At 52.6% G+C, this 22,342-nt stretch carries 10 protein-coding genes and 1 pseudogene; 10 read left to right on the top strand and 1 reads right to left on the bottom strand.

Annotated elements, in window-relative coordinates; all coding sequences use genetic code 11:
* The 10 genes from Q0P86_RS13455 to Q0P86_RS13410 all read left to right on the top strand — a co-directional run.
* Positions 1-521: hypothetical protein (locus tag Q0P86_RS13455; RefSeq protein ID WP_295040129.1), on the top strand; the 521-nt coding region annotated here is incomplete at its 5' end.
* Positions 522-891: 370 nt separating this feature from the next.
* Positions 892-7,353 carry a glycoside hydrolase family 9 protein gene (locus Q0P86_RS13450; protein ID WP_295040127.1) on the top strand — a complete coding sequence of 2,154 codons (6,462 nt, stop codon included), beginning with the start codon at positions 892-894 and terminating at the stop codon, positions 7,351-7,353.
* A 36-nt stretch (positions 7,354-7,389) separates the two neighbouring features.
* The gene (locus tag Q0P86_RS13445; protein WP_291023269.1) at positions 7,390-13,212 is read left to right on the top strand and encodes a glycoside hydrolase family 9 protein; all 5,823 of its coding nucleotides are present in this window, start codon (positions 7,390-7,392) and stop codon (positions 13,210-13,212) included.
* 1 nt (position 13,213) lies between these two features.
* Positions 13,214-15,547 carry an ATP-binding protein gene (locus Q0P86_RS13440; protein ID WP_290996364.1) on the top strand — a complete coding sequence of 778 codons (2,334 nt, stop codon included), beginning with the start codon at positions 13,214-13,216 and terminating at the stop codon, positions 15,545-15,547.
* Entirely contained in the window at positions 15,547-15,924 is a 378-nt protein-coding gene (locus tag Q0P86_RS13435) for a response regulator (RefSeq protein ID WP_290996365.1), read from the top strand. The genes Q0P86_RS13440 and Q0P86_RS13435 overlap by 1 nt, the downstream gene beginning before the upstream one ends.
* Positions 15,925-15,932: 8 nt before the next feature.
* A complete protein-coding gene (locus Q0P86_RS13430; protein WP_295040125.1) occupies positions 15,933-17,402 on the top strand; it encodes a sigma-54-dependent Fis family transcriptional regulator in 1,470 nt (489 codons plus the stop codon).
* Entirely contained in the window at positions 17,395-18,807 is a 1,413-nt protein-coding gene (dnaB, locus tag Q0P86_RS13425) for a replicative DNA helicase (RefSeq protein WP_295040123.1), read from the top strand. Before Q0P86_RS13430 ends, dnaB begins: the two co-directional genes overlap by 8 nt.
* A 10-nt stretch (positions 18,808-18,817) precedes the next feature.
* On the top strand, positions 18,818-19,600 hold the full coding sequence (locus tag Q0P86_RS13420; RefSeq protein WP_290996369.1) for an ABC transporter permease: 783 nt from the start codon (positions 18,818-18,820) through the stop codon (positions 19,598-19,600).
* A 9-nt stretch (positions 19,601-19,609) separates the two neighbouring features.
* Positions 19,610-20,401, top strand: a complete 792-nt coding sequence (locus Q0P86_RS13415; protein ID WP_290996371.1) for an ABC transporter ATP-binding protein — start codon at positions 19,610-19,612, stop codon at positions 20,399-20,401.
* A 314-nt stretch (positions 20,402-20,715) separates the two neighbouring features.
* Positions 20,716-21,963, top strand: a complete 1,248-nt coding sequence (locus tag Q0P86_RS13410) for a hypothetical protein (protein ID WP_295040121.1) — start codon at positions 20,716-20,718, stop codon at positions 21,961-21,963.
* A gap of 170 nt (positions 21,964-22,133) precedes the next feature.
* Here the strand turns inward: Q0P86_RS13410 and Q0P86_RS13405 are convergent.
* Positions 22,134-22,342 (bottom strand): annotated as a pseudogene (locus tag Q0P86_RS13405) (hypothetical protein); the annotation flags it as partial.

The following is a 22,342-nucleotide window of genomic DNA, read 5'->3' as shown; positions in this document are numbered from 1 at the left end:
CGAAGGCTGAAGCTGCCGCACCGGCTCCCGCTGCAGCCCCTGCTGCTCAGCCCGCTGCCGAAGCCCCGAAGGCTGAAGCTGCCGCACCGGCTCCCGCTGCAGCCCCTGCTGCTCAGCCCGCCGCCGAAGCTCCGAAGGCTGCTGAAGCCGCTCCGGCCGCTGCTCCGGCTGCAACCGATTCTACCGCTGCCGCAGCCCCGGCCGATTCTGCTGCCGCTCCTGCTGCTGAAGCCGTAGCCGCCGCCGATACGACTGCTCCTGCCGATACGGCCAAGACCGAAGTGCTCGAAGCAAAGGCTGAAGAAGCTCCGGTTGACTCCGCCGCTCTTGCCAAGGCCGAAGAAGAAAAGAAGGCTGCCGAAGCTGAAGCTAAGGCCAAGGCCGAAGAACAGGCTGCTCTCGAAAGCAGATCCGCCGGTTCTGCCAAGTCCACCATCATGGAAAACCCGTGGGAATTCCTGATCGTGTCCGCCGCCTTCGTGGCATCCGTGCTCGTGATTATCTTCACCGGCAAGGACTAATCAACGCTTTTTGCAAAATCCTACGGTTAAGGTCGATGCCTACGGGTGTCGACCTTTTTTTGTTGTCTCTTACTTTCCTTTTTTTCACACTTAATGTCATCCCGACCCTGTGTCGGGATCTCCTTTTTACCATTATTCTGTAAACTTTTTTGAACTTCGTTCTATAAATTTCTTACTAAAAACTTTTATGCGAAATTGCGTATCTTAAATCATCTACTTTGGCCTTTCTTGAGAGCAAAATGCGAACATTTTCTGATTTGGCATAGTCCGTTTTTAGGCGAATAAATCTATTTTTAGAATGTGTATTTGGGCGTTTGCTTAACGGGTGCTTGTGTATCCGCCATTTAGTTGTATATAAAAGGAGGCTTTTGTGCCTATTAAAAAGAGTCTTGTCGCTGCGATGTTTGTCGCGATGTCTGCCGTATCCGTTATGGCGGCAGCGGGTCAGGAACAACCCACGCCTTATGACCTGATTCGTCCGGTGTGGCCCCTCACCTGGGATACGACTGTCTTTAATCATTATGACACGACGGTCACCATGAAACACAATATGGTGCCTAAGAACCGTACCCCGGCCTCTTATGTGCCGAATGCCCTTATTCCCGATACGCTGAACCAGGCGTACCTCGATGCAATCAACTATCGCATGTCGCCGATCCGTATCAACCAGGCCGGTTACTTGCCGAGCGACCCCGAAAAGCAGTTCTATTATGTGGGTACGGCGACCACCTTCGAAGTGGTCGATGTCGACGGTAATTCCTTGAGCCCTGCGGTGACGGGGACGCTCACCAGTAGTGGTGTGCAGACTTCTTCGGACTGGACGATTATCGCCGGTACCAATGCGGCTACTAACGACCAAAAGCGTTACCAGCTCGACATCACGGGGCAGTCCGGCATTATCCAGATTGGTCATATTCCGGGCAATGTCCCGACGGACACCCGTTTGCGTATCAAGGTCGGGAACGATATCTCGAGCACCTTTATCGTGAGCGAAAAGGTGTATTCCATGGTGCGTAGCGCGGCCCTCAAGTTCTACGGCATCAACCGTAGCGGTTACGGCGATTCCTGGTTCCACCCGGCTAGCCATACCTTGGATGGTGCTGGCGAACTGGTGCAGGACCCCGAAGGTGGTTCGCTGACTTTCCTTGATATGTCGCAGGCGGGAACGCTGGAAGGTGGCTACTATGACTGCGGTGACCACCTGAAGGAATCACAGACGCAGATGTATGCCTTTATGGTGGCGGCGGTTCTTGCTGCAACGAATCCCGACGCCGACGAAGACAACTATGCTTTTAACCATGGCGAAACGGTGAATACCGACGGTATCCCGGATATGTTGCGCGAAGCAAAGCATGGCGCAGACTTTGTGTTGCGTTCCTATGTGCGTGCAAAGGGTGTGATTGACGACATGGTGCTGTCTGTTGGTAGTTTCGGCAAGGACCACGATTGGTGGGGCAGGCCTGAAAACCAGGACAAGCTCCCGACGGATGGTTCCGCTGCCGCAACGGGCCGTGGCGGTCCTACGACGCGTATCCTGAGACAGGGTGAAATCGGTGCGAATATCGGTGGCGAAACGGCTGCCGGCCTTGCGATTTTGGGCAAGATGTATGCTGAATACGACAAGCCCTTTGCGGACAGCTGCTTGATGGTTGCCGAAAAGATGTATGACTTTGCGAAGTCCCTTGCCCAGGGCAAGTCCAGTTACGACGGTGGCAAGCCTTTTGTGAACAATACCAAGGCTGCCGGTTGGTCTTCTCCGGCTTACAACGGTAACAACGAATTCTACGATGACCTGGCTCTCGCTTCAGTGGCACTTCTCTATGCGACCGGCAAGAAGGAATATGCCGACGACATGATCCGTACCCGTAACTTGGTGGCTGGTCAGGAATATATGGACGGTGCGGGCGCCTTTGCGGGCGGTTGGTTTGTGACCAACGACAAGGGCTTCCTGAAGAACGTGAAGAACACGAGCTGGGCGAATGCTTATGCCTATGCGACCTATGCTCTTTACAAGCTGATCCTGGCTGACAAGAACAAGGCCATAACCGAATACGGGCTTACCGAAACGGAATGGCTCAATGCAGTGGAAGACTGTATTGCGAGCATGATTTTGAATCTCGAAGTTCTGTCGGGAACTGGTTCTGGTATTGTTAACTTGCCTACCTTTACACAAGGTCCGACATGGTTTGCTAGGCCCTTAAATTATGATCCGGTTTGGTATACGATGCATACCGACCAAACCTGGATTTACAACCGTTACCAGGCAGGCAACATCTTCGAAGTTCTTGCGTACGCCGATGTGGCGAAGGATATTGAAAAGCAGGGAATCGTTCTCCCGATCATGGGAACTCCTGACTGGAAGGCCGACGAAATGCATCAGCTGGGTATCAACCAGTTGAACTACATGCTGGGCGTGAACCCGTGGGATGTGTCCTTTATCTTGGGTATCGGCGACAAGAACGATGCCCACCCGCACCACCGTGCTGCAAACCCCGAAGGTAAGAATACGCCGGGTGCCGGTTACAAGTATAATCCGCCGGTGGGAGCCCTTTTCGGTGGCGTGACTCCGGGTACTACTAATTCCTGGGTTCCCGACAACAAGAGCTGGGAAGATTATCACCTGTCCGAAACCTGTATCGATGCCGCGGCTACGATTGTGAGCTCGGGCATGCTTGCCGCCGCCAAGTTTGACCGTACGGCAGCCCCGGGGGTGACGGTGGAAATCCGCCACGTGAGCATGGACTCCGCAATCGTGATGGTGAAACTCTCGACCCGTGGAACGGCAAGGCTTTATTACGGTACCGACGCGGCCTCGTTGAATATGGCGGCCTTCCCGGATGATTCCACCTCGGGCGTGCGGCACGAAATTATCCTGCGCGGCCTCCAGAACGGTACGACCTACTACTTCTATGCTGCAGGCCTGAATGCCTACAATCCGGAAAACTTTACCTTCAAGTACATGGTCGATTCCACGGAAACTCCGTTCAGCTTTACGACGCTCAATACGGTGGAAAGCGCACAGATTACGAACCCGACGGTCTGTAACATGTTTGGTGACAGCGCCGAAATCATGTGGTACACGCCGAATGGCGAATATGAATCCAAGGTGTACTGGGATACCGTTCCGCATGCGACTGCCACCGAATACGCTTTCAATAGCGGTGCGGGCAACGCCGATGTATCGGGCATTCCGACCAAGTTCCACTATGTGAAGATTGGCGGCCTTAAGGAAAAGACGACTTACTATTACATGGTTGAAAGTAACGGCCAGTTTGCGAATACCAACGACAAGACGGGTGAACTGCTCAAGTTTACGACACCGGTGGGCTGGTACGACTTTAGCGTGCGCGCATACCAGTATGAATTTGGTGGTCTGGACTTCCTCGATTTGAATATCTACAATAACGAGGCAAGACCCTTCGACAGTTTGACCTTGCGCATGTACTTTACTGCAAAACCGGAAGAAGTTGAAAAGTGCGCGACCTTGATTGATATCGATATCTGCCAGGCCTACGATGAAGCTGGCTTTAACAAGCCTTGTGAAACGGGTGAAGAAATCCGTTACCTGATGCGCCATGCATTGCCGCAACGCCTGGATGACACTTACGATGCAGCAACGGGTAAGTATTCTTACTATTTCCCTGTTCCGCTGGGATCGACAACGATCAAGTCTTCGTCTCGCGTGCGTCTCGACTTTGGTTTCTCGTCGGGTCTTTCGAACGATGGTTATCAGACTTGCGAAACCTTGCGTCAGCTTGCCAAGAAGCGCATGACCAAGGAAACGGGAGACTGGTCCTGGGCTCCGCATGAGTTCCTGAAGGACGGTGCCGACTATGTGGGTATGCCTTTTGAAGACAAGGATTACGGCGATATCGATAACGAAATCCCCATTAACCCCTATATCGTTGTTTACCGTAAGGATGAATTCATTTGGGGGTATAGCCCCTCTTACCAGGAAATGACGCAGAAGAAGGCTCACTACGAAATGGATGTGACTCTGGACGCTCCGTTCAATGTTTCCGACGGTTCCTATGTGGAAATCGACCAGACGAGCAGCACCGTGTACGTGAAGGGTTATGCCCACGTTTCCGAGCAGGGCTACATTACCCGTATCTGGGCGAACGGTACTGAAATTGAAACGATTGTCAACAGGATTGGTGATGAAATCTTCCTGATCTCGAAGGACGGCGAAGTGATCGCTCACTACAATGTCACGAGCGGCGGCGGTGAAATTGACTCGACCGGCCTCTGGACGCTGAATATTCCTGTCAAGATGAAGATTGGTAGCAACAAGATTGACCTTACGATTTTTGCGGGAGCCAATCCGGATTGTGCCGAATGTGCCGAAAACGGTGGTTGCGCCTTTATCAACCGTACCTACTACGTGCAGTTCACTCGCGGCAACCTGACGCAGTCCTCGTTGACGATCAAGGACGAAGCCGGTAACCCGGTGGCATCTCCTGCCGATCCGGCTAATACCCGCTTCAATATCTTCTTGACCGACAAGGACAAGGCGGGAACTTCCGCTCCGATCGAAGTGCTTGTCATCAACGCAAAGAAGCAGGATACCCTGAAGGTCAAGTTGGTGGAAGACGCCGCCAACCCGGGCTCGTTCAAGAGTTCCTCCTTGATTTCGGCAGTGTCCGTTCCGAAGGAAGGCCGTCTGGGCAATCAGATTTCCTTCTTTGCGGGCGATACGATTCAGGTAATCTACATTGACCCTGATGACGAAGAAGATATTTCGAAGCAGAGCTTCTTTGCGGAATCCAAGTACCCCGAACCGCAGAAGGTTCTGGCTCAGGATACCGACTGCGACAATGTTGCAGACAAGCTTCTCGTTGAATTCACGAACGAACTGGATGCGGATTACAGCTTCGACAGTATCCGCGTGTTCCTGCCGGGCATGTCCGATACGGCTACCCTTAAGGTGGATCAGGCCGCGGCGCTGAACCAGTCGGTGGTGACGCTTGACCTGCCTGCCTCGCTTGGAATCCAGGCGACGGCATCTCCGTCGGGAACGGCGACGGTTTACCTGAAGGCCGAAGGGGCGACGAACGCTGCACGCGTGGCGATTGGCGACGGCATCCTTCCGCAGCTCTTGAGCGTGACGATTCTTGAAAACCCGAATCATGAGTCCGAACAGGATACCTTGATGGTCGCCTTCACCGAACCGGTGCTGCTTTCTTCGCTGAACAACTGGTTCCTGCAAGTGGTCGGCGTGACGGGTGCCGCAATCAATGTGGTGGGCAAGGCGACGACCAGTAACGATGGCAAGAGCTGGCTCTACGTGATTACGGGAAATACCGACGGACAGATGCTGCCGGTTGGCGGTACGGTGGTCGTGCAGCCGAATTCCGTTTCGGACAAGGCGCTGAACCTGCTCGATCCTGCGAATACCTGCAATACGGTGAAGATCGTGGAAACTCCGAAGCCGGTGCCGGTGACGCTTGCCGAAATGCGTGACTTCGAAGGAGACGGCTATCCCGATGAACTGTACATGAAGTTCGCGAAGAAACTCCGCGACAAGGACATACTTGACAGTTTCGTGGTGGAATGGGGCCTGAAGGGCGAAGTTCGTAGTTTCTTGCCCGAAAGCTGGACGCATACCTTGGAATTTGGCGAACATGCCGAAAGCGTTATGGCCGAGGATTCTTCGGTCGTTACGGTGATGGTCCCCGATACCGTCTCGATTATCACAATCAAGATGACTCCCTCGAACACCTTTGCGATGGGCTCTACGGTTGGTCCTTACGACGGTTACGGACATGTGACTCCGCGTCTTGGCCCCGAAGGCGGTTTCTTCGACAAGTATTACCCTGTGGTCGACAAGTGTCCTCCGATTATCCTGTCTGCGCTGTGGCAGGGCTACGACGTGGGTGATGACGCCCAGGGCTCCAAGGACTACGTGACCCTCACGTTCTCGGAACCGCTGGATACGATGCCGGGCCACCCCTATGTGGTGGAACGCAACCGTGAAGGAAAGAAGGGAACGTTCTTCAGTCCTCTGCAGAATCCGAACCTCTCGCTCAGCTATTCTTCTCGCTCGACGTCGGCACGCCTTGGTTTCAGGCACAAGTATGACGAAGCGATTTGGATTGCAGACTCGGTGCGTCTGATTTCGGATGCCGAAATGAGCTACTTCAAGGATCTCGCAGGACAGTATGCGGGTGATCAGAATCCGTGGGTGCCGGTAACCGGATCCGTGTCCAATATCAAGTTCACGATTTCGACTCCGGAAGGCGTTGCCAAGGGTCGTAAGCACGATGAAGTCTACTATGGAGGCTCCCCGCTGCTTGCTAACGAAAACTTCCGCTTGACCGGAATCAACAAGAACGGTGAAACGGTCGTGATTGCGGCTGGCCAGCATAAGTTGCACGATGTCTTCAGTGCTCCGATCAAGGATTACAAGCATGCCGGTCCTGTATTCATGATCGAGGTTGCTCTGCCCGATGTGCGCGACAGTACGGACCTGGGCGAAGCGAAGCGCAATTACGACATCAAGCTCGAACTGGATATCTTCAGCAACATGGGCGCCTATGTGAACAACATGAGCTACAGGTTCACCTCGGCTGCCGTGATGGACTTCATCTCGGCAAGCAGCACCTTGACCTTGTATCTGGAATGGTGCGCACCGGAAGACTACCCGGCCAGCGCCGATGGCAAGAAGATCGGAACCGGTCCTTACATCGCGAAGTTCAATACCGAAGCGAAGAGCCCCTACCTGGCTTCGACCGAAGAAAGTGCCGACGGCGCGACCAAGTACAGGACCGAGACGCTCAAGGATACCGATACGTTTACCAAGACGTTCGGTTTCAGAAGAGCAAAGAAGTAAGATTCCGAAAGTCGCGACGATATAAAGTTGAGTGGTATGATGAAGTTCTTGAAGTTTGTTCTGTTCCTCGCCTTGTTCGCCGCGGACTTTGCCTTGGCGGACGGGCTCCCTAATTTGGACCGCACCGACAAGGTGCATAGCCGTCGTTATCTGGACTCGCTGAACGCCTTCGCGAGGCGTCCTATTCGCCTGAACCAGAGCGGCTATAGACCTCAGGACTACAAGTACGCCTATGTGGCGGACCCTGCGGATACCAAGTTCCGTGTCATTGACGCGAATAGCGGCGCCGAGGCATGGAGCGGCTCCTTGAGCCTTATCAGCAATAGTGTCATTAAACCGAATATCTGGATTAATGGTGCTTTCAACTCCCTGGAAAGCGTCTACGAGTTTGGACAGCAGGATTCCATCAGCACCGAGAGGGAAGCGCTTTACCGTGCCGACTTTACGGGACTCTCGCCGGCGATTCCGGGTGAATATTTTGTCGTGGTCGGAAACGACACCTCGGCCACATTCCATATCCATCCTTCCGTCTTTAATGCGATTCTCGAAAAGTCGCTGATGTTCTTTGGCATCCAGCGTTGCGGTGACACGCATTCGCATTTCCACGGGGCCTGTCATTTGAAGGACGGTTCTGCAGAGGGCTTTGACCTTACGGGTGGTTGGCATGACTGCGGTGACCATTTCAAGGTCTCCGAAACTTTGGGCTATGCGGCGTTCGTTTTGTCGATGGTTTACCTGACGTACCAGGACAAGGCCGAAGACCGTTACGGCAATTCGTATGCCGATACGGTGTTCACCGATGGTATTCCGGACGTGCTTTACGAGGCGAAGATCGGAACGGACTATTTGCTCAAGCTTTACAGGGCTTCCAAGGCGAAAGGCCTGATCGAAAAGGGCGATATGTTCCATTCGGTGGGCGTGGGCGACGGTGACCACCGATACTGGGATTTGCCGGAACGCCAGGATGCGCAGTCTTCGGAGCAGGGGGGGCCCGACCGTCCTGTAGATACATCGATTGGAGCCAATACGGCGGGTATCTTTGTGGCGGCCATGGCGAATGTGGCCGTGGGTTACAAGGTGTATGACCCGGCCTATTCCGATTCCTTGATTGAGGCCGCCAAGGATATTTACAAGAATGTAATGATGCCTGCCTTTTACGAGCAGCGCAATACGGGTGGTGGCGCCTATAATCAGTTCTATACGGGTGGTGGCCCGCTGTACGACGACGGTGCCGCCGCTGCTCTTGCCCTGTGGTATGCGACCAAGGATACGACATATCAATACGACCTGTACAAGAACGATCAGATTTTTAATAACGCCTCGAATTACCATTATAACATGGACTATTTTAGGGCTGGTTTCCTTGGCAATCCGAGTGGCTTTACTCCGGGTGGCTGGGCGGCCGACTACCAGAATATCCATTCGTTCGTCCTGTTTGCTCTGCAGAAAATGATTCTGAATGACGAGACGGTGGCTGCTTCTTATGGGCTTTCTGCGGCGGAACGCGATACCCTTTCGAAGCGTACGATGGCGACCTTCAGGAAGGTCATCGACAACAGCACGAACGACGGCGACTCCCTGGTGCTTGAAAATCCGGCGACGCAGGGCGAGCCGCACGAGGGCTCCACCAAGTTGCATGTGATTCGCCCGTATAACCTGGTGTGGACGAGTTTTGACTGGGGCGTGATGCGCTACAACCTGGGAACGGCAGTCTCGATTTTCTTGATGTATGAACTGACGGGCGACGAACGCTATTTGCGTGTTGCACTCGACAATATGTACTTTATCTTGGGGGCGAATCCCTGGGATATTTCCTTCTTGATGGGGACGGGCGACAAGAACCCGCAGCATCCGCACAACCGTGCGTCTAACCCCGATGGCTATAATGCTGGCGGTATGCCTTACAAGTATAAGTGCCCGGTGGGCGCCTTGATGGGTGCCCGCGAACCGACCAAGACTTTGATTGAAGATTGGAGTAAGTACACCTCGACGGAAACCTGTATCGACTTTACGGCACAGTTCCTTTTCCCGGCGCAGAGCCTTGCCCAGACACTTCCGATCGATGCCGAAGGCCCCCTGTTCAGCAACATTATGGGTACGCCCATTACCGATACGTCGGCTATCGTGAGCTGGGATGCAAACGAAGTGGCGTTGGTGACGGTGTTCTACAATACGACGCCCGATGTGGTGGGGGCAAAGTCGGTGCAGCAGGAAAAAGCTTCCAAGGGGGGCTCTGTTGTTCTGCCTGGACTTGAAATGGGTCAGACCTACTATTTCTTTCTGGAAGGCATGGACACCAAGCGCAATATGACGACCGACGACAATCACGGACAGTGGTATCAGTTTACCATGGTGCCCGCCACGACAAATATCAGCGGCGTGACGATTTGCCAGGTAGACAACCGTAGCGCCAAGATTTATTGGTGGTCGAGTGACCGTATGAACGGTGTCGTCAATTACGGAACTTCGATGAGCGCATTGACGTCGTCCAAGGCGGCCGATGGCGGTGCCGTACTCTTCCACGAGGCGAAACTTACCAACCTTGCTCCGGGAACGACTTATTACTTTAACGTGTCCTCGGGCATGACAACGGACGATAACGGCGGTGCGGGTTACAGCTTTACGACCGAAAGCGAGGCATCTTATGCTGACCTGAATATCAGCCTCAAGCCGAGTTCCTACCAGAATGCTTGTTCCGACTGGGAGAGTTGCCACCAGTTCATCGTGTCGATTAGCAATAACGATACGATCCCGTTCGAAGATTTCGAAATGCGCCTCTACCTGAATAACCCGAACCTTCAGGCGTCAAGCAACATTACGCAGAAATTTGGTGGTGGCGGTGTCGTGAACGGCTCCTGTACGGTTTCGTTTGGTACGGCGCAATCCGATGGTTTCGGCGGCTATTACCTGCCCATCAAGGTGAACGGCCAACTCGAAGTTTCGGGTCAGTTGATTTTCCAGCTGATATTCAACAATACCGATTTCAAGGCTCTTGAAGGTTCCTGGTCGCTCAGAGCGCACACCGATGAGAACGATCCCGTGTACTTCGAGGGCGTCGACTTGACGCGTGGCCCGGCCTACAGCGGCTCCGAGACATCGTTCCTGGAAACCTATAACGGAGAAAAGGTGATTGCGATGGTGGAAGATCCCTATATCGCAGTCTATTACCATGGAAAACATATTTTCGGTTACGGTCCTGACTATACGCCCGAAAATGGTCCCCAGGTGCATCGTACCGTGACCCTTGACTTCACGAAACCGTTTGTGTCCCCGCTCTACTCTGTCGAAAAGGAAGACTACGCGACAAGTTTCGAGGGCAAGAGCAAGGTGTCTCCCACGGGATTCCTGGATGACCTTGAAATGAACGGCCGCCCGCAGAACTTCTTCTACGACAATGGAAACCGTACCGATTCCTACGTGTTCGGCAAGGATACGGTACTTTCCTACGGCAACAACTACATGGAATGGGTGAGCTGGCATAACCATGGTGCGAACCTGAAGACCGAGAATAAGTACGATTGCGCTTGCGCCGTGGTGCGTAGCAATGTGGAAATCGATACGATTACAACTCCGCTAGAAAAACGCTACCTTGTATTCGACAAGGATTCCTATAAGACTTATCAGACTGTACCGGGTGGGACTCCCAAGATGGTGGAGGTCCATGTGCGTCTGCTCGATAGCCTTGCTAATCCGCTCGATACGGTGGACTTGACGCTCACCTTGGGGACGACTTCGGGAAATCCGCTTTTCTGGAGCTCTGCCACGGCGACGATTCCTATTACGAGTGTCCAGCTGGTGAACGGCGAAGCGACCTTCTATGTGAGTTCCGAAGATGTCATGATGACGACGCTCTTTGCCCGTGCGGGAACTTCTACGCAGTTTGACTATGTGTCTGCAGGTGCCGAGCTGATTGTCGAGGAACTTCCGCCATGGCCGATTATTGACATTGCCAAGATGGTTGACACGGATTGCGACAATGTTCCCGATGCAATCCAGATTCGGATTTCGAACGAATTCCAGGAAAATCAGTCGTTCAACTCGGTGCAGTTTGTATACAAGAACGATACTGTTACGACAACTGATGCTTCTGTAAACGGCAAGGAAATTCTGGTCAAGATGAACCTTTCCGATACGTCCGTCAATACGGCTCCGAGCGGCTCGATTACGCTGTTCTCCAATGTGGCGGGCAAAGTGGAATCGCATACGGATTTCTATCTGGATGGCATTGCGCCTACTCTGCTGGCGGTCGCGGTACTCGAACGCCTCGATACCGCTAGGAGTGACCGTGTGTACATGCAGTTCAGCGAACCGATTTCTTCTCCGGGTACCGAATGGCCGGTACAGCTGTTCGCCACGGATGGAAATTCGATGGTCGATGCTCCTGCAGTCAAGTTCACGCAGCTCTATAACGAGCCTATGAACGTGTGGGAATTTGAAGTCGCGTATGCTGCCGACGGATCGTCGATTGTCACGGAAGGGATGTTTGCCCAGCTGCTTGCAACGAGCGGAATCCTGGACAAGAACGGAAACGGAGTCTCGACGACCTGCGGACAGCCCAAGCTTCCGATTACCTTGAAACTCTTGCCGGTCCCGATGGTATACGCCTCGATTTCGGATGCCGACGAGAATGGTGTCGCAGAACGCGTCTATGTCGAATTTGAACGTCCTATCGATGCGAAGCATTACCCGGACAGCATTTCTGTCGTCTTTGGCCGTACTGAACCCGAAACACTGTGGGTGTCTGGTAGCCTGCCCAATTACGCTGCCGACGGCATGACGGCGATTCTCGATTTGCCAACGCCCTTCAGCTATGGTGTCACGAGTGGAACCTACGAAGGCGCTTCCAAGGGAATGAATATCTCGGGTGCAGGGTTTGTCACTCAGTACTTGGGTTCTGGCGCCTCCTACGAATCGAATTCAGCCTTGGCCGAAGACAAGGTCGGCCCGGTAATCGTGTCGGCGACTATTGATATGTCCAAGTCGGATCGATTCGATATGCTTAATATGAGTGTCAGTGAACCCTATACGATTGCCGATTCGTCGCTGGTGTACTACCGCGAAAAGCAAGACAAGCGCGATACGGCGGTTTACAAGCATTCTGTGGAGTCCATGACGTTGAACAAGTTGGGTATCACGGCGGTGTATAGCAAGGAGAACGAACTTGCCGTGAGTGATGGTGACTTTGTGCGTCTGCAACCGAAGGATTTCAGTGCCGTTGTCGATGAACGGGGCAACAGGCCTTCGCTGGATAATCCGTGGGTGCCTATCCTCGTTGGAGGCGAACCCAAGATCAAGTTCCGCGTGAAGCTGCAGGAGCAGGTTTCCCGTTCGGGCGGCTTGGTCCGTTCTCAGGTTCCTTCTACCGACAACATCCGCCTTTACGTCGTGAATCCGTCGACGGGTAAGCTGGACATGATCAGTCACGGCTTGGTGGTGGCGACGGGAATCGACACCTCGGCTATCCAGGGTGCTATCTGGAAAGTGGACATGACGGTACCTCGAGGTTCCTTGAGTGGAGAACCCGCCGCTTGGGATACGCTCAAGATCAAGTATAACTTGCCAATCTATTCGAATTTGGGCAACTACGTGAACCGCCTCGCTGCTTCGTACAACTTGCCGTCGGCGAAGTACTTGTCCAATTCGGGAAAGGTGGTCATGTACATAGAATGGGCGAACTCCGAGGTTGGTCTCCAGTCCGAACAGGGCAGGGCCGTTGCGACGGGTGCCTATATTTACAAGTTCCAGATGGATTGTCGGTTTGTACCTAATAGGAACGCAGATGCCGCTCTTGTGAAGAAGTTCTCGAGCAAGAATTCTTACGACAAGACGGAAACCTTCGGGGTCAAGCGTGTGAGGTAGTATGGCTGAGAGCCTTTATTCCGATTCGCCGTACCTTTTGGTACTTTCGGTGCTGGCATTGTTGCTGTCGTACCCGATGTTGATGAGCAGCAAGATGACGGCAAAGGCTCTTCCGTCTGCGCTTCGGCAAATGATTATAATCAACATCGCCTGGAACTTGGGCGGTGTGATTGGCATTCTGTTCTTTGACGGAACGGTCGAGGTCGGCACGCCGCAATATATTGGGCGAATGATCTTGTTCGGTCTCCAGGCAATTTTCTGGATCAGGCTGACGCTGGTTACCTACAGTATCGGTGAGCTGGTCGTTTTCAACAAAAGCAATTCCTTCGGCTACCTGATGTCGGTGTTGAGCGGCGTAGTTGTTTTGCTGTTGACTCTTTTGCTGATTTTTGCTCCGGAAGCGGTTGCTGGAATCACTGTTCTGGGAATGCATCCCTTTGAGAAGGCTCCCATCTTTTCAAGCTTTGCTGTCGCCTATATTTTATTTGTCGCCCCGTTTGGTTTCCTTACGGTGTACCAGCTGTTGCGCGGAACGCTTCATTCGCTTGATGCAACCATTACGCAGACGGGCGCCTACATGGTGTCCTGTTATGCCGTCCTGATGATTCTTGCGGTCCTGTTCGATTTTGTCATTCCGATTGCGAAACATTTCGAGACGGGGGTAGGAAGTTTTCATTTCATGGTGTGGCATCAGTTCCTTAGCCTTTTCTTGGCGGTGCTTAGCGGACAGTATTACACGTCGGCCCGTTTCCGGGACAAGAGTGCCTACTGGTTCTTGCAGAAACTCATTAGCAAGCTTGAAGATGGCGTGATTTACTTTGACGACCGAGGCAAGATCGAATTCGCTAATTACGGAGCTTCCAAGTTGCTTGGGCAGTCTGCCGCGAGCCTTTGCGGCCGCTCGATCAAGAGCCTGTTTCCTCCGAATCTCGATTTTTTCCGCGAGACGGTCTACAGTGATGTGCGTGTTTCTATCGATGGGGAAACGCATGTGCTCAAGATTCATTTTTTTAAGTATCGCCAGACGCTGATGACGGTTCTGAATGTCGCCTTTTTTACCGACCAGTCCAAGACGCTTTTGCTGCAGCAGAATATCAAAACGCTGAACGAACAGTACGTGGAGTACACGCACGACCTGGTGCGTTACCAGGACCGCCTGAATAAGGAAGCGAGGGTCAAGGCCGAAAAGGAAAACGTGCTGAACACCTTGATCAACGCGCTCCCGTTCAGAGTGTGGTACAAGAGCGAACTGGGTGTCTACCAGACGCAGAACCAGATGGACCTGGACAAGCGCGGATCCCGTGGCGGTGCCCGAGATAATCCCGACGATATTTCGGAGTACGAAACCGATGCCCGCGAGAAGGGCGAGGTCAAGGTCTACACCTCTTTCGAAACTGTTGACGGCAAGGAAATTTCCCAGGACGAGGCGAACAGGCTCGCGAAGAACGGCGAACTGGTTCAGACCTTCGACAACATGTACATTCCCATTATCCAGGGGACGGCTCCTTACAAGACTTTGTGTCTTAAGGTTGACATGACGGAGCAGCGCAGGCTCGAACAGGAACGTAACATGCTCCGCGAACAGAAGTTCATCCATTCGAGACTCGAGGAACTGGGTACGATGTGCGGCGCCTTTGCGCATGACTATAACAATATCCTGGGTTCGCAGATCGGCTTCTGCGAACTGGCTATAGAAATGCTTTCTCCGGACAACGATGCCTATGAATTAGTCTGCGAGGCAAAGAAGGCTGCGGAACGCGGAAAAGTCTCTATCGCGGAATTGCTGAACGTGATTCGTGGCAACGCCAATGCGGCAACGCCTGCAATGGTGTTCTCTCCGTATATGATTATCGAGGACGTTGTCAAGAAGATTTACCTGACTCTTCCGCCCAATATCGTGGTTCACAGCGAAAACCTGGACAAGAAACTGAAAATCAAGGGCATCGTGGCGTCGTTGGACCGCATCATCAGCAATATGGCGAACAACGCAATCTTTGCCATGAAGCAGACGGGGGGCTCGCTTACCTTTGCCCTCTCGCCGGTGACGCTCGAAACCCAGCTGGTGACCCCGTATGCTCCCCCTGTGCCGGCCGGAAATTATGCCAAGTTCGAAATTGCCGATACGGGCTCGGGGATGGATTCGGGGACCCTGGAACGCATTTTTGCACCGTTCTTTACGACCAAGGCGCCCGGAGAGGGGCTCGGGCTTGGACTTTCGTCTGCACTTAGGCTCCTAAAAGAGGGTAATGCCTACTTTACGGTGCAGACAACTTTGGGCGAAGGAACTACATTTTATCTATATTGGCCACTGGAAACTGCAACGAAGGAGGACTAGTGTCTACTATCCTGATTATCGATGACGATGAACAGTTCAACCTCATGATGAAAAAGGCTCTTGAAATCAAGGGCTACAACGTCGAGACTGCCAAGAATGGTCGCGAAGCCAAGGCTTTGTACCAGAACAAGACCTACGACGTGATCATCACCGACATCATTATGCCGGATGTGGACGGTTATGAAGTAATCCTGGACCTGCGTCGCTTGGGAATGAGCGACCGTGCCATTGCCGTCAGCGGCGGTGGCCGTACCTCGGCCGAAGATTACCTGATGACAGCCCAGCATTTCGATGCCGCAGCGACATTCAACAAGCCCGTAGAACTGCAAGCCCTTCGTGCCAAAGTCGAAGAAATTATCAAGAGTCACGCCTCCTAGAGTAAACGATGAATATCCTGATCGCGGATTTGGATCAGAAGTTTATCGAGGGCGTGGAGCGTTCCTGGTCGGTGCCAGGGACCAATTTGTTGGTATGCCGTAACGAAGCCGGGCTCATGCCCCTCGTCAAGAAGGATTCGATAGACCTTGCGTTTATCGAGGTTCCGTTCCTGATGCAGGACAACATGGACATGGTGAGTTTCCTGAAGGAAAAGCACCCCGGAATCGAGATATTTGTGCTTTGCGACGATCGTAACTGGCAGGGGGCCGCCTCGGCGATTACGCGCGGGGCGAACAGTTTCCTGAAAAAGCCAGTCACTCTTTCCCTGCTGGAATCGACCGCCCGCAAAATCCAGTCGCAGTTGCAGAACCGCACGAACAACCAGCTCATGGAATCCCAGGTGCTGGACAGCCTTCTGGGTAATACGCCCGAGATGCGCAAAATTTTGAAGACGGTCTACAAGGTGGCGCCTACCAACAGCACTGTTCTTATTACCGGCGAGTCCGGTTCGGGCAAGGAATTCCTGGCGAATGTCATTCACCGTTACAGCAAGCGTGCGACAGAACCGTTTGTGGCGGTGAACTGCGGCGCCATTCCCGAGAATCTAGTCGAAAGCGAACTTTTCGGTAGCAAGAAGGGGTCTTATACGGGCTCGACGACCGACAAAAAGGGCCTGTTCGAATCCGCGAACGGCGGTACGCTTTTCCTGGACGAAGTGGGCGAACTGTCTGCCGCTACCCAGGTGAAGTTATTGCGCTTCTTGCAAAGCCACGAAATCAGGCGCGTGGGTGAGACCGAACCTCGTTATCTGGATGTCCGCGTGCTTGCGGCAACCAACCGCGACTTGCAGGCATCCATGCAGAAGGGAACCTTCCGCGAAGACCTTTATTACCGCCTGAACACATTCCACCTGATGCTTCCTCCGCTCCGTGAAAGGAAGCCCGCGCTCCCGAACCTGATCAAGTACTTCATCTTGAAGAACAAGGATGCGCAAGGGAAAGAAATTGTCGACCTGGAACCGGCAGCCCTGTATGCGCTCACCAAGTATCCGTATCCGGGCAATATCCGTGAACTGGAAAATATCATCGAACATGCCATCGTGCTTGCCGAAGGTGGCGTAATCCGCTTAGAAGATTTGCCCGAAGATGTGCAGGAATGCGCCCGCGAAAAGACGATGGCGATTCCGCATATCAAGGGGGAATCCCCGGAACCGATCGAGGCTGAAGTTGAAAGACTGCCGGGCATTTCGTTTGAAGGGACGGGTAAGTCGAGTGCCTCGGAACAGAAGCCGGCAGCGGAAGACGATTCCGAAGAAATCCTCTCGCTCGAGGAGATGGAACGCCGTCATATCCTGCATGCGCTGAGTGTGTGCGGCGGAAACAAGACCGAAGTCTGCAAGCGACTTGGAATTAGCCGTGCGACCCTGTGGCGTAAATTGAAAGAACTCAAGATTATGATGGATGGCGACGATGCCTGATTTTGAAAACCAACAGAACAATTTTGAAGGCCGTCAGGTCCCGATGGACCTTGAGGCGGAACGTTGCCTGCTCGGTAGTATTTTGCGCGATCCGGACGTGATGGGGAGTGCCATCATGACCATCAAGGACGAAGGCTTTTTTTATCTGGAAAAGCACCAGCTGATATGGACAGCCCTCTGTACGCTCAACCGTAATGTGACTCCGATTGACTTGGTGACTTTGGCCTCGGAACTCGAGACCATGAACAAGCTTGCACTCGTGGGTGGCCGCGAATACTTGTTTGAACTCATGGAATCGGTTGCGTCTTCGGCGAATACGGAATGGCATATCGAGCTGTTGCGCAAGAAGGCGACTCTCCGCAAGCTGATCAAGTCTTCGTCCTCGATTATCAAGAACGCTATGGATCCCGCTGCGGAGCCGGGCGAGGTGTTGCAGAGCGCCGAACGTGACATTTTCGCTATCGCTGACGACCAGATCAAGGATTCTCTCAAGCCGATCCAGAGTTTCGTAACTCCGCTCTTGGAACGCCTGAATAATCGTAAGGATGGCATTACGGGTATTCGTACGGGAATATCGGAACTCGACGAACTCACGAACGGTCTCCAGAATTCCGACTTGATTATTCTGGCGGCGCGTCCGGGTGTGGGTAAGACTTCTTTTGCCCTGACGATTGCGGCGAATGCGGCCATCAACTACCATCACAATGTGGCGTTTTTCAGTCTCGAAATGGACGGTGTGCAGCTTGCCCAGCGTCTGCTTTGCTCCCAGGCGCAGATCGACCAGAGCAAGCTCCGTAACGGTTACCTGAACAGTGACGAAAAGAAGAAGCTAATAGCAGCCGTGTCGCCTATCCAGCAGGCCCCGCTCTATGTCGACGACAACGCGGACCTCGGCATTATGGAACTCATGAGCAAGGCGCGCCAGCTCAAGCGCAAGGGAAAACTTGACCTGCTGATTATCGACTACCTGCAGCTGATGAAAACCGGCAAGGAAGAAAACCGTGCGGTCGCCATCGGTGCGATTTCGCGTGGCTTGAAAATTCTCGCGAAGGAAATGCAGATCCCCGTGATTGCACTTGCCCAGCTTAGCCGTAAGGTCGAAGAAAAGGGACGCGAACGCCCGCAGCTTTCCGACCTTCGTGAATCGGGTTCTATCGAACAGGACGCCGACATGGTGTGGTTCGTGGAACGCAAGTTCGTGCAGACCCACCGCGAAGAAGATAAACATTCTGCAGAACTTATCGTGGCGAAACACCGTAACGGTTCCGTCAAGGACATCCCGATGACGTTCATCCCGGAATACACCACATTCTACGACGCCGCCCCCGAAGGCGAAGAGGGTGGCGAGGCCTATGCCTACGACGACTCCGGCGACATGGGTGCAACCGATTTCGGAAGTTTCTAGGAAATTGCGTATGTCGATTGTTTTGCTCCCTTTTGCCTGGCTTGGAAAGATTATCGTGACCGGTATTGCCAATATCGGTGAAGTGGTGTGCATCCTGTTGAACACGCTGAAACAGTTGCGCTATATCCATAAGAATCCGTCGCTGATTGTAAAGCAGATGATATCGATTGGCGTGTCGTCGCTTCCACTGCTGTTCGTGACTTCAATTTTTACGGGCATGGTTGCGACGGTGCAGGCCGAATTTGAATTCCACAATCTGGTTGCAGACAAGTTTGTGGGAACGGCCGCTTGCAAGATGATCTTGATCGAACTTGGACCACTCCTCACGGCGATTGTGCTTTCGGGCCGCGTGGGCTCTGCCGTGGCGGCAGAACTCGGTTCCATGAAAGAAAAGGAAGAACTGGCCGCTTACACGGTGCTCGGACTTGAACCATACCGTTACTTGGCTCTCCCGCGTTTTGTGGCTTTCTTTACGATGGTGCCCTCCCTTACGGTGATTTCGAATGCGCTAGCCATTATAGGTGGTTGGATTGTGTGCGTACTTGGTCTTGACATTACGACCTATACCTACGTGACCGGGATGCAGTACCTGTTCGACCCGATGGACCTGTGGTCCGGTGTACTCAAGTCGTTTGTCTTTGGAACCTTGGTTTTCTTATTGGGTTACTACCACGGCATCAATGCCAAGGCGGGTGCCCGAGGTGTGGGAATTGCCACGATGAGCGTGGTGGTTTCCAGTTGCCTTATGATTTTGATTGCTGACTTTGTGATGGACGCCATCCTGTTCTTCTAAGGTAAGATTATGCCTAACGTAAAAATCGACCCGAACGATATCGCCATTCGACTCAAGGGGCTCAAGAAATCCTTTGGCCCGCAGGATGTGCTTTGCGACGTGAACCTTGACATTCGCCGTGGCGAGACGATGGTGATTATCGGCAAGTCCGGTGGCGGAAAGTCCGTGATTCTTAAGCACATGATTGGCCTGTTGCAGCCGGACGGCGGCGAGGTGGTGGTGGATGGCGTGACTATCAGTACGCCGAAGTTTTTCGATACGCATACGATCCGTCGCAAGATGGGTATGCTTTTCCAGATGGGCGCGCTCTTTGACTCGATGGATACCGGAGAGAATATCGCGTTCGCATTGCGTGAACATCATCCGGAACTTTCCGAGAAGCAGATTCAGGATGTGGTCACCGAAAAACTCCAGATGATTAACCTGGTGCCCGAATTCCGTACCAAGATGCCGTCTGAACTTTCGGGTGGTATGCGCAAGCGTGTAGCTTTGGCCCGTGCGATTGCGCTGAATCCTGAAATCCTGTTGTACGACGAACCGACGACCGGTTTGGACCCCATTACGAGCGACGTGATTAACGACTTGATTCTCGATATGCAGAGCAAGCTCGGGGTGACGTCTGTGGTGGTGACGCACGACATGGTGAGTGCCTTTAAGGTGGCCGACCGTATTGCGATGCTTTACAACGGCCGCATTATTGAGGTGGGGACGGTTGACGAGATTAAGAATACCAGCAACCCCTACGTGCACCAGTTTATTACCGGACAGCGCAAGATTTCCGTGGAAGAAAACGAACCGTAAGGGGCTTTCCCGGCAGGATCCCGTTCGCCTCTTCGAGGGTCCAGGATGACACTCCTAGAATTGTAACGGAATGCCCCGCGTCGTTATTCTCGACGCGCCTGCTTCGGCAAGGATGCTGTGCCCGTGCCGTCATTCTCGACGGAGCGAAGCGACGGAGGGAATCCATAACTTGAGGTTCTGCTTGACATTTTGTTTAGTAATATTTACATGTCGGTGGCGTGTATGTAAAAAATATGTGTTTTTATGCACGAATTTATCACCAAGTGTAACGCTTTTGATTTGAATAATGTATTTTTCGGACAAAGAGGTTTTATATGAACAAGAAACTTTTGTCAGGACTTGCATTGGTGTCGGTTGCTGCGACCGGTTTTTGGGCTTGCGGCGAAGGTAATATCAATGGCAAGGATTGGAATGACGATATCGCGATGGCATCCAATGATCAGGACTTGCAGACTTTAAAAGACAACGCCCTTAATGAATGTCGTATTACCCCGGACTGCTATGCGAAGTACCAGGGCTATTTGGAAGGAACTGAAGTTCCGACTTCAGTTGACAATCCGGTTCCTGACGTAAATTCCTCGAACTCTAATGGCGGCGGCAATTCGTATACGATGCCGACTGTGTCTTCTTCCATCAAGATTGCCCGTAGTTCTTCGTCGATCAACATTATTGATGATCCGGTTGAGTCCTCTTCTGGCGCAGCCCCGATTACCGACGATTCGTTCGGTACTTGCGTTCCTGCCAAGAATCCCATTAACAAGGGTACGGCTGTTCAGTGGAAGTTTACTGCTAACTCCAAGTATCCAGACTTTGATGCTTTGAAAATTGCTAAGGCTACTTATACATGGTCCTTTGCTGCAGATGCCGTGGATGATCTCTCTGGCAAGGGCACCACGAGTGGCAATATTACGTATCCGAATTCCGGCGCAACAACTGCCTCTGTTACGGTGATGTATGACGGCACTCCGATTACCGTGGCCTGCGATCCGCTGCAGGTGAACGGTGATCCGATTACGTGTACTGTAGCTGCTGCTGGTGGTGATATTACCACTGATGCTGGTGTTGCTACTTGGACTGCTACTTGTACTTCTGGCTCTGACATTACCAGCTATGTCTGGGATGGCACGGATGCCGGTCCTACGGGAAATACCTTTACCTATACCTTTGCGGCTAAGGGTGATACGCATACGCCGACACTTAAGGTGGGCAACTCGGACAATACTGTGGAAACCGTTACTTGTCCCGAAGTAATCGCTACTGATGCTAGCATCCCGGATTATATCTTGGATGCAACCACGAAGTCTGTGACCGTTCCTGCAGGTACTTCTGTAGTCACTGCGTCTTACACAAAAACGGATATCGTTTGGAATGGAGAAATTACTGGTATGCAATGTAATTTCTATTGCCAGTCTTCATCTAATGATGCAATGGATATTACCGTTGACGGAGTCGCTATGGAAGGCAAGAACTATATAACCGGTCAAATTCCTTGTGAATCCTTGGTGGAAGGTTACCAGCTGAAAATCGTAAGTAACATGGAAGTTACCTGCGGAAAGCAGTAACCGTCAAATCTAACTGAATGTGCAAAAAGCTCCCTCAAAGGGAGCTTTTCTTGTATATGTACATTCGTTGACCGTTTCTATTGAATAATTATCTGTTGAAAGAAATGGCTGCTTAAAAATGTAAAGGTCTCCCTGAGGGAGACCTTTTAAGTTAAAATTGGATTTATGGTTTATTGAGGTAGCCCTGCCTTGATGGCGAGGACATCGGCTTCAGTCAGTTTGGAAATGCGTACGACCTTTTCGACAGAATCGCCTTCGGCGAGCATACCGGCTGCCATCTCGCGCGCCTTATTGTCTGCTCCCTCTTCACGGCCTTCAGCGCGGCCTTCAGCACGTCCTTCAGCGCGGCCTTCTTCACGGCCGATTTCAAGACCCTTGA

Origin of the sequence: uncultured Fibrobacter sp. (assembly GCF_946062555.1) — a bacterium.
Taxonomy (GTDB): domain Bacteria; phylum Fibrobacterota; class Fibrobacteria; order Fibrobacterales; family Fibrobacteraceae; genus Fibrobacter.
The sequence above is the reverse complement of the archived record's forward strand: the minus strand, read 5'-3'. Positions and strand labels throughout refer to the sequence as shown.

Coding starts and splice junctions, on each gene's coding strand:
- Q0P86_RS13420 (WP_290996369.1), top strand. CDS start 18,818: ATGTCGATTGTTTTGCTCCCTTTTGCCTGGCTTGGAAAGATTATCGTG.
- Q0P86_RS13410 (WP_295040121.1), top strand. CDS start 20,716: ATGAACAAGAAACTTTTGTCAGGACTTGCATTGGTGTCGGTTGCTGCG.
- Q0P86_RS13430 (WP_295040125.1), top strand. CDS start 15,933: ATGAATATCCTGATCGCGGATTTGGATCAGAAGTTTATCGAGGGCGTG.
- Q0P86_RS13415 (WP_290996371.1), top strand. CDS start 19,610: ATGCCTAACGTAAAAATCGACCCGAACGATATCGCCATTCGACTCAAG.
- Q0P86_RS13440 (WP_290996364.1), top strand. CDS start 13,214: ATGGCTGAGAGCCTTTATTCCGATTCGCCGTACCTTTTGGTACTTTCG.
- Q0P86_RS13445 (WP_291023269.1), top strand. CDS start 7,390: ATGATGAAGTTCTTGAAGTTTGTTCTGTTCCTCGCCTTGTTCGCCGCG.
- dnaB (WP_295040123.1), top strand. CDS start 17,395: ATGCCTGATTTTGAAAACCAACAGAACAATTTTGAAGGCCGTCAGGTC.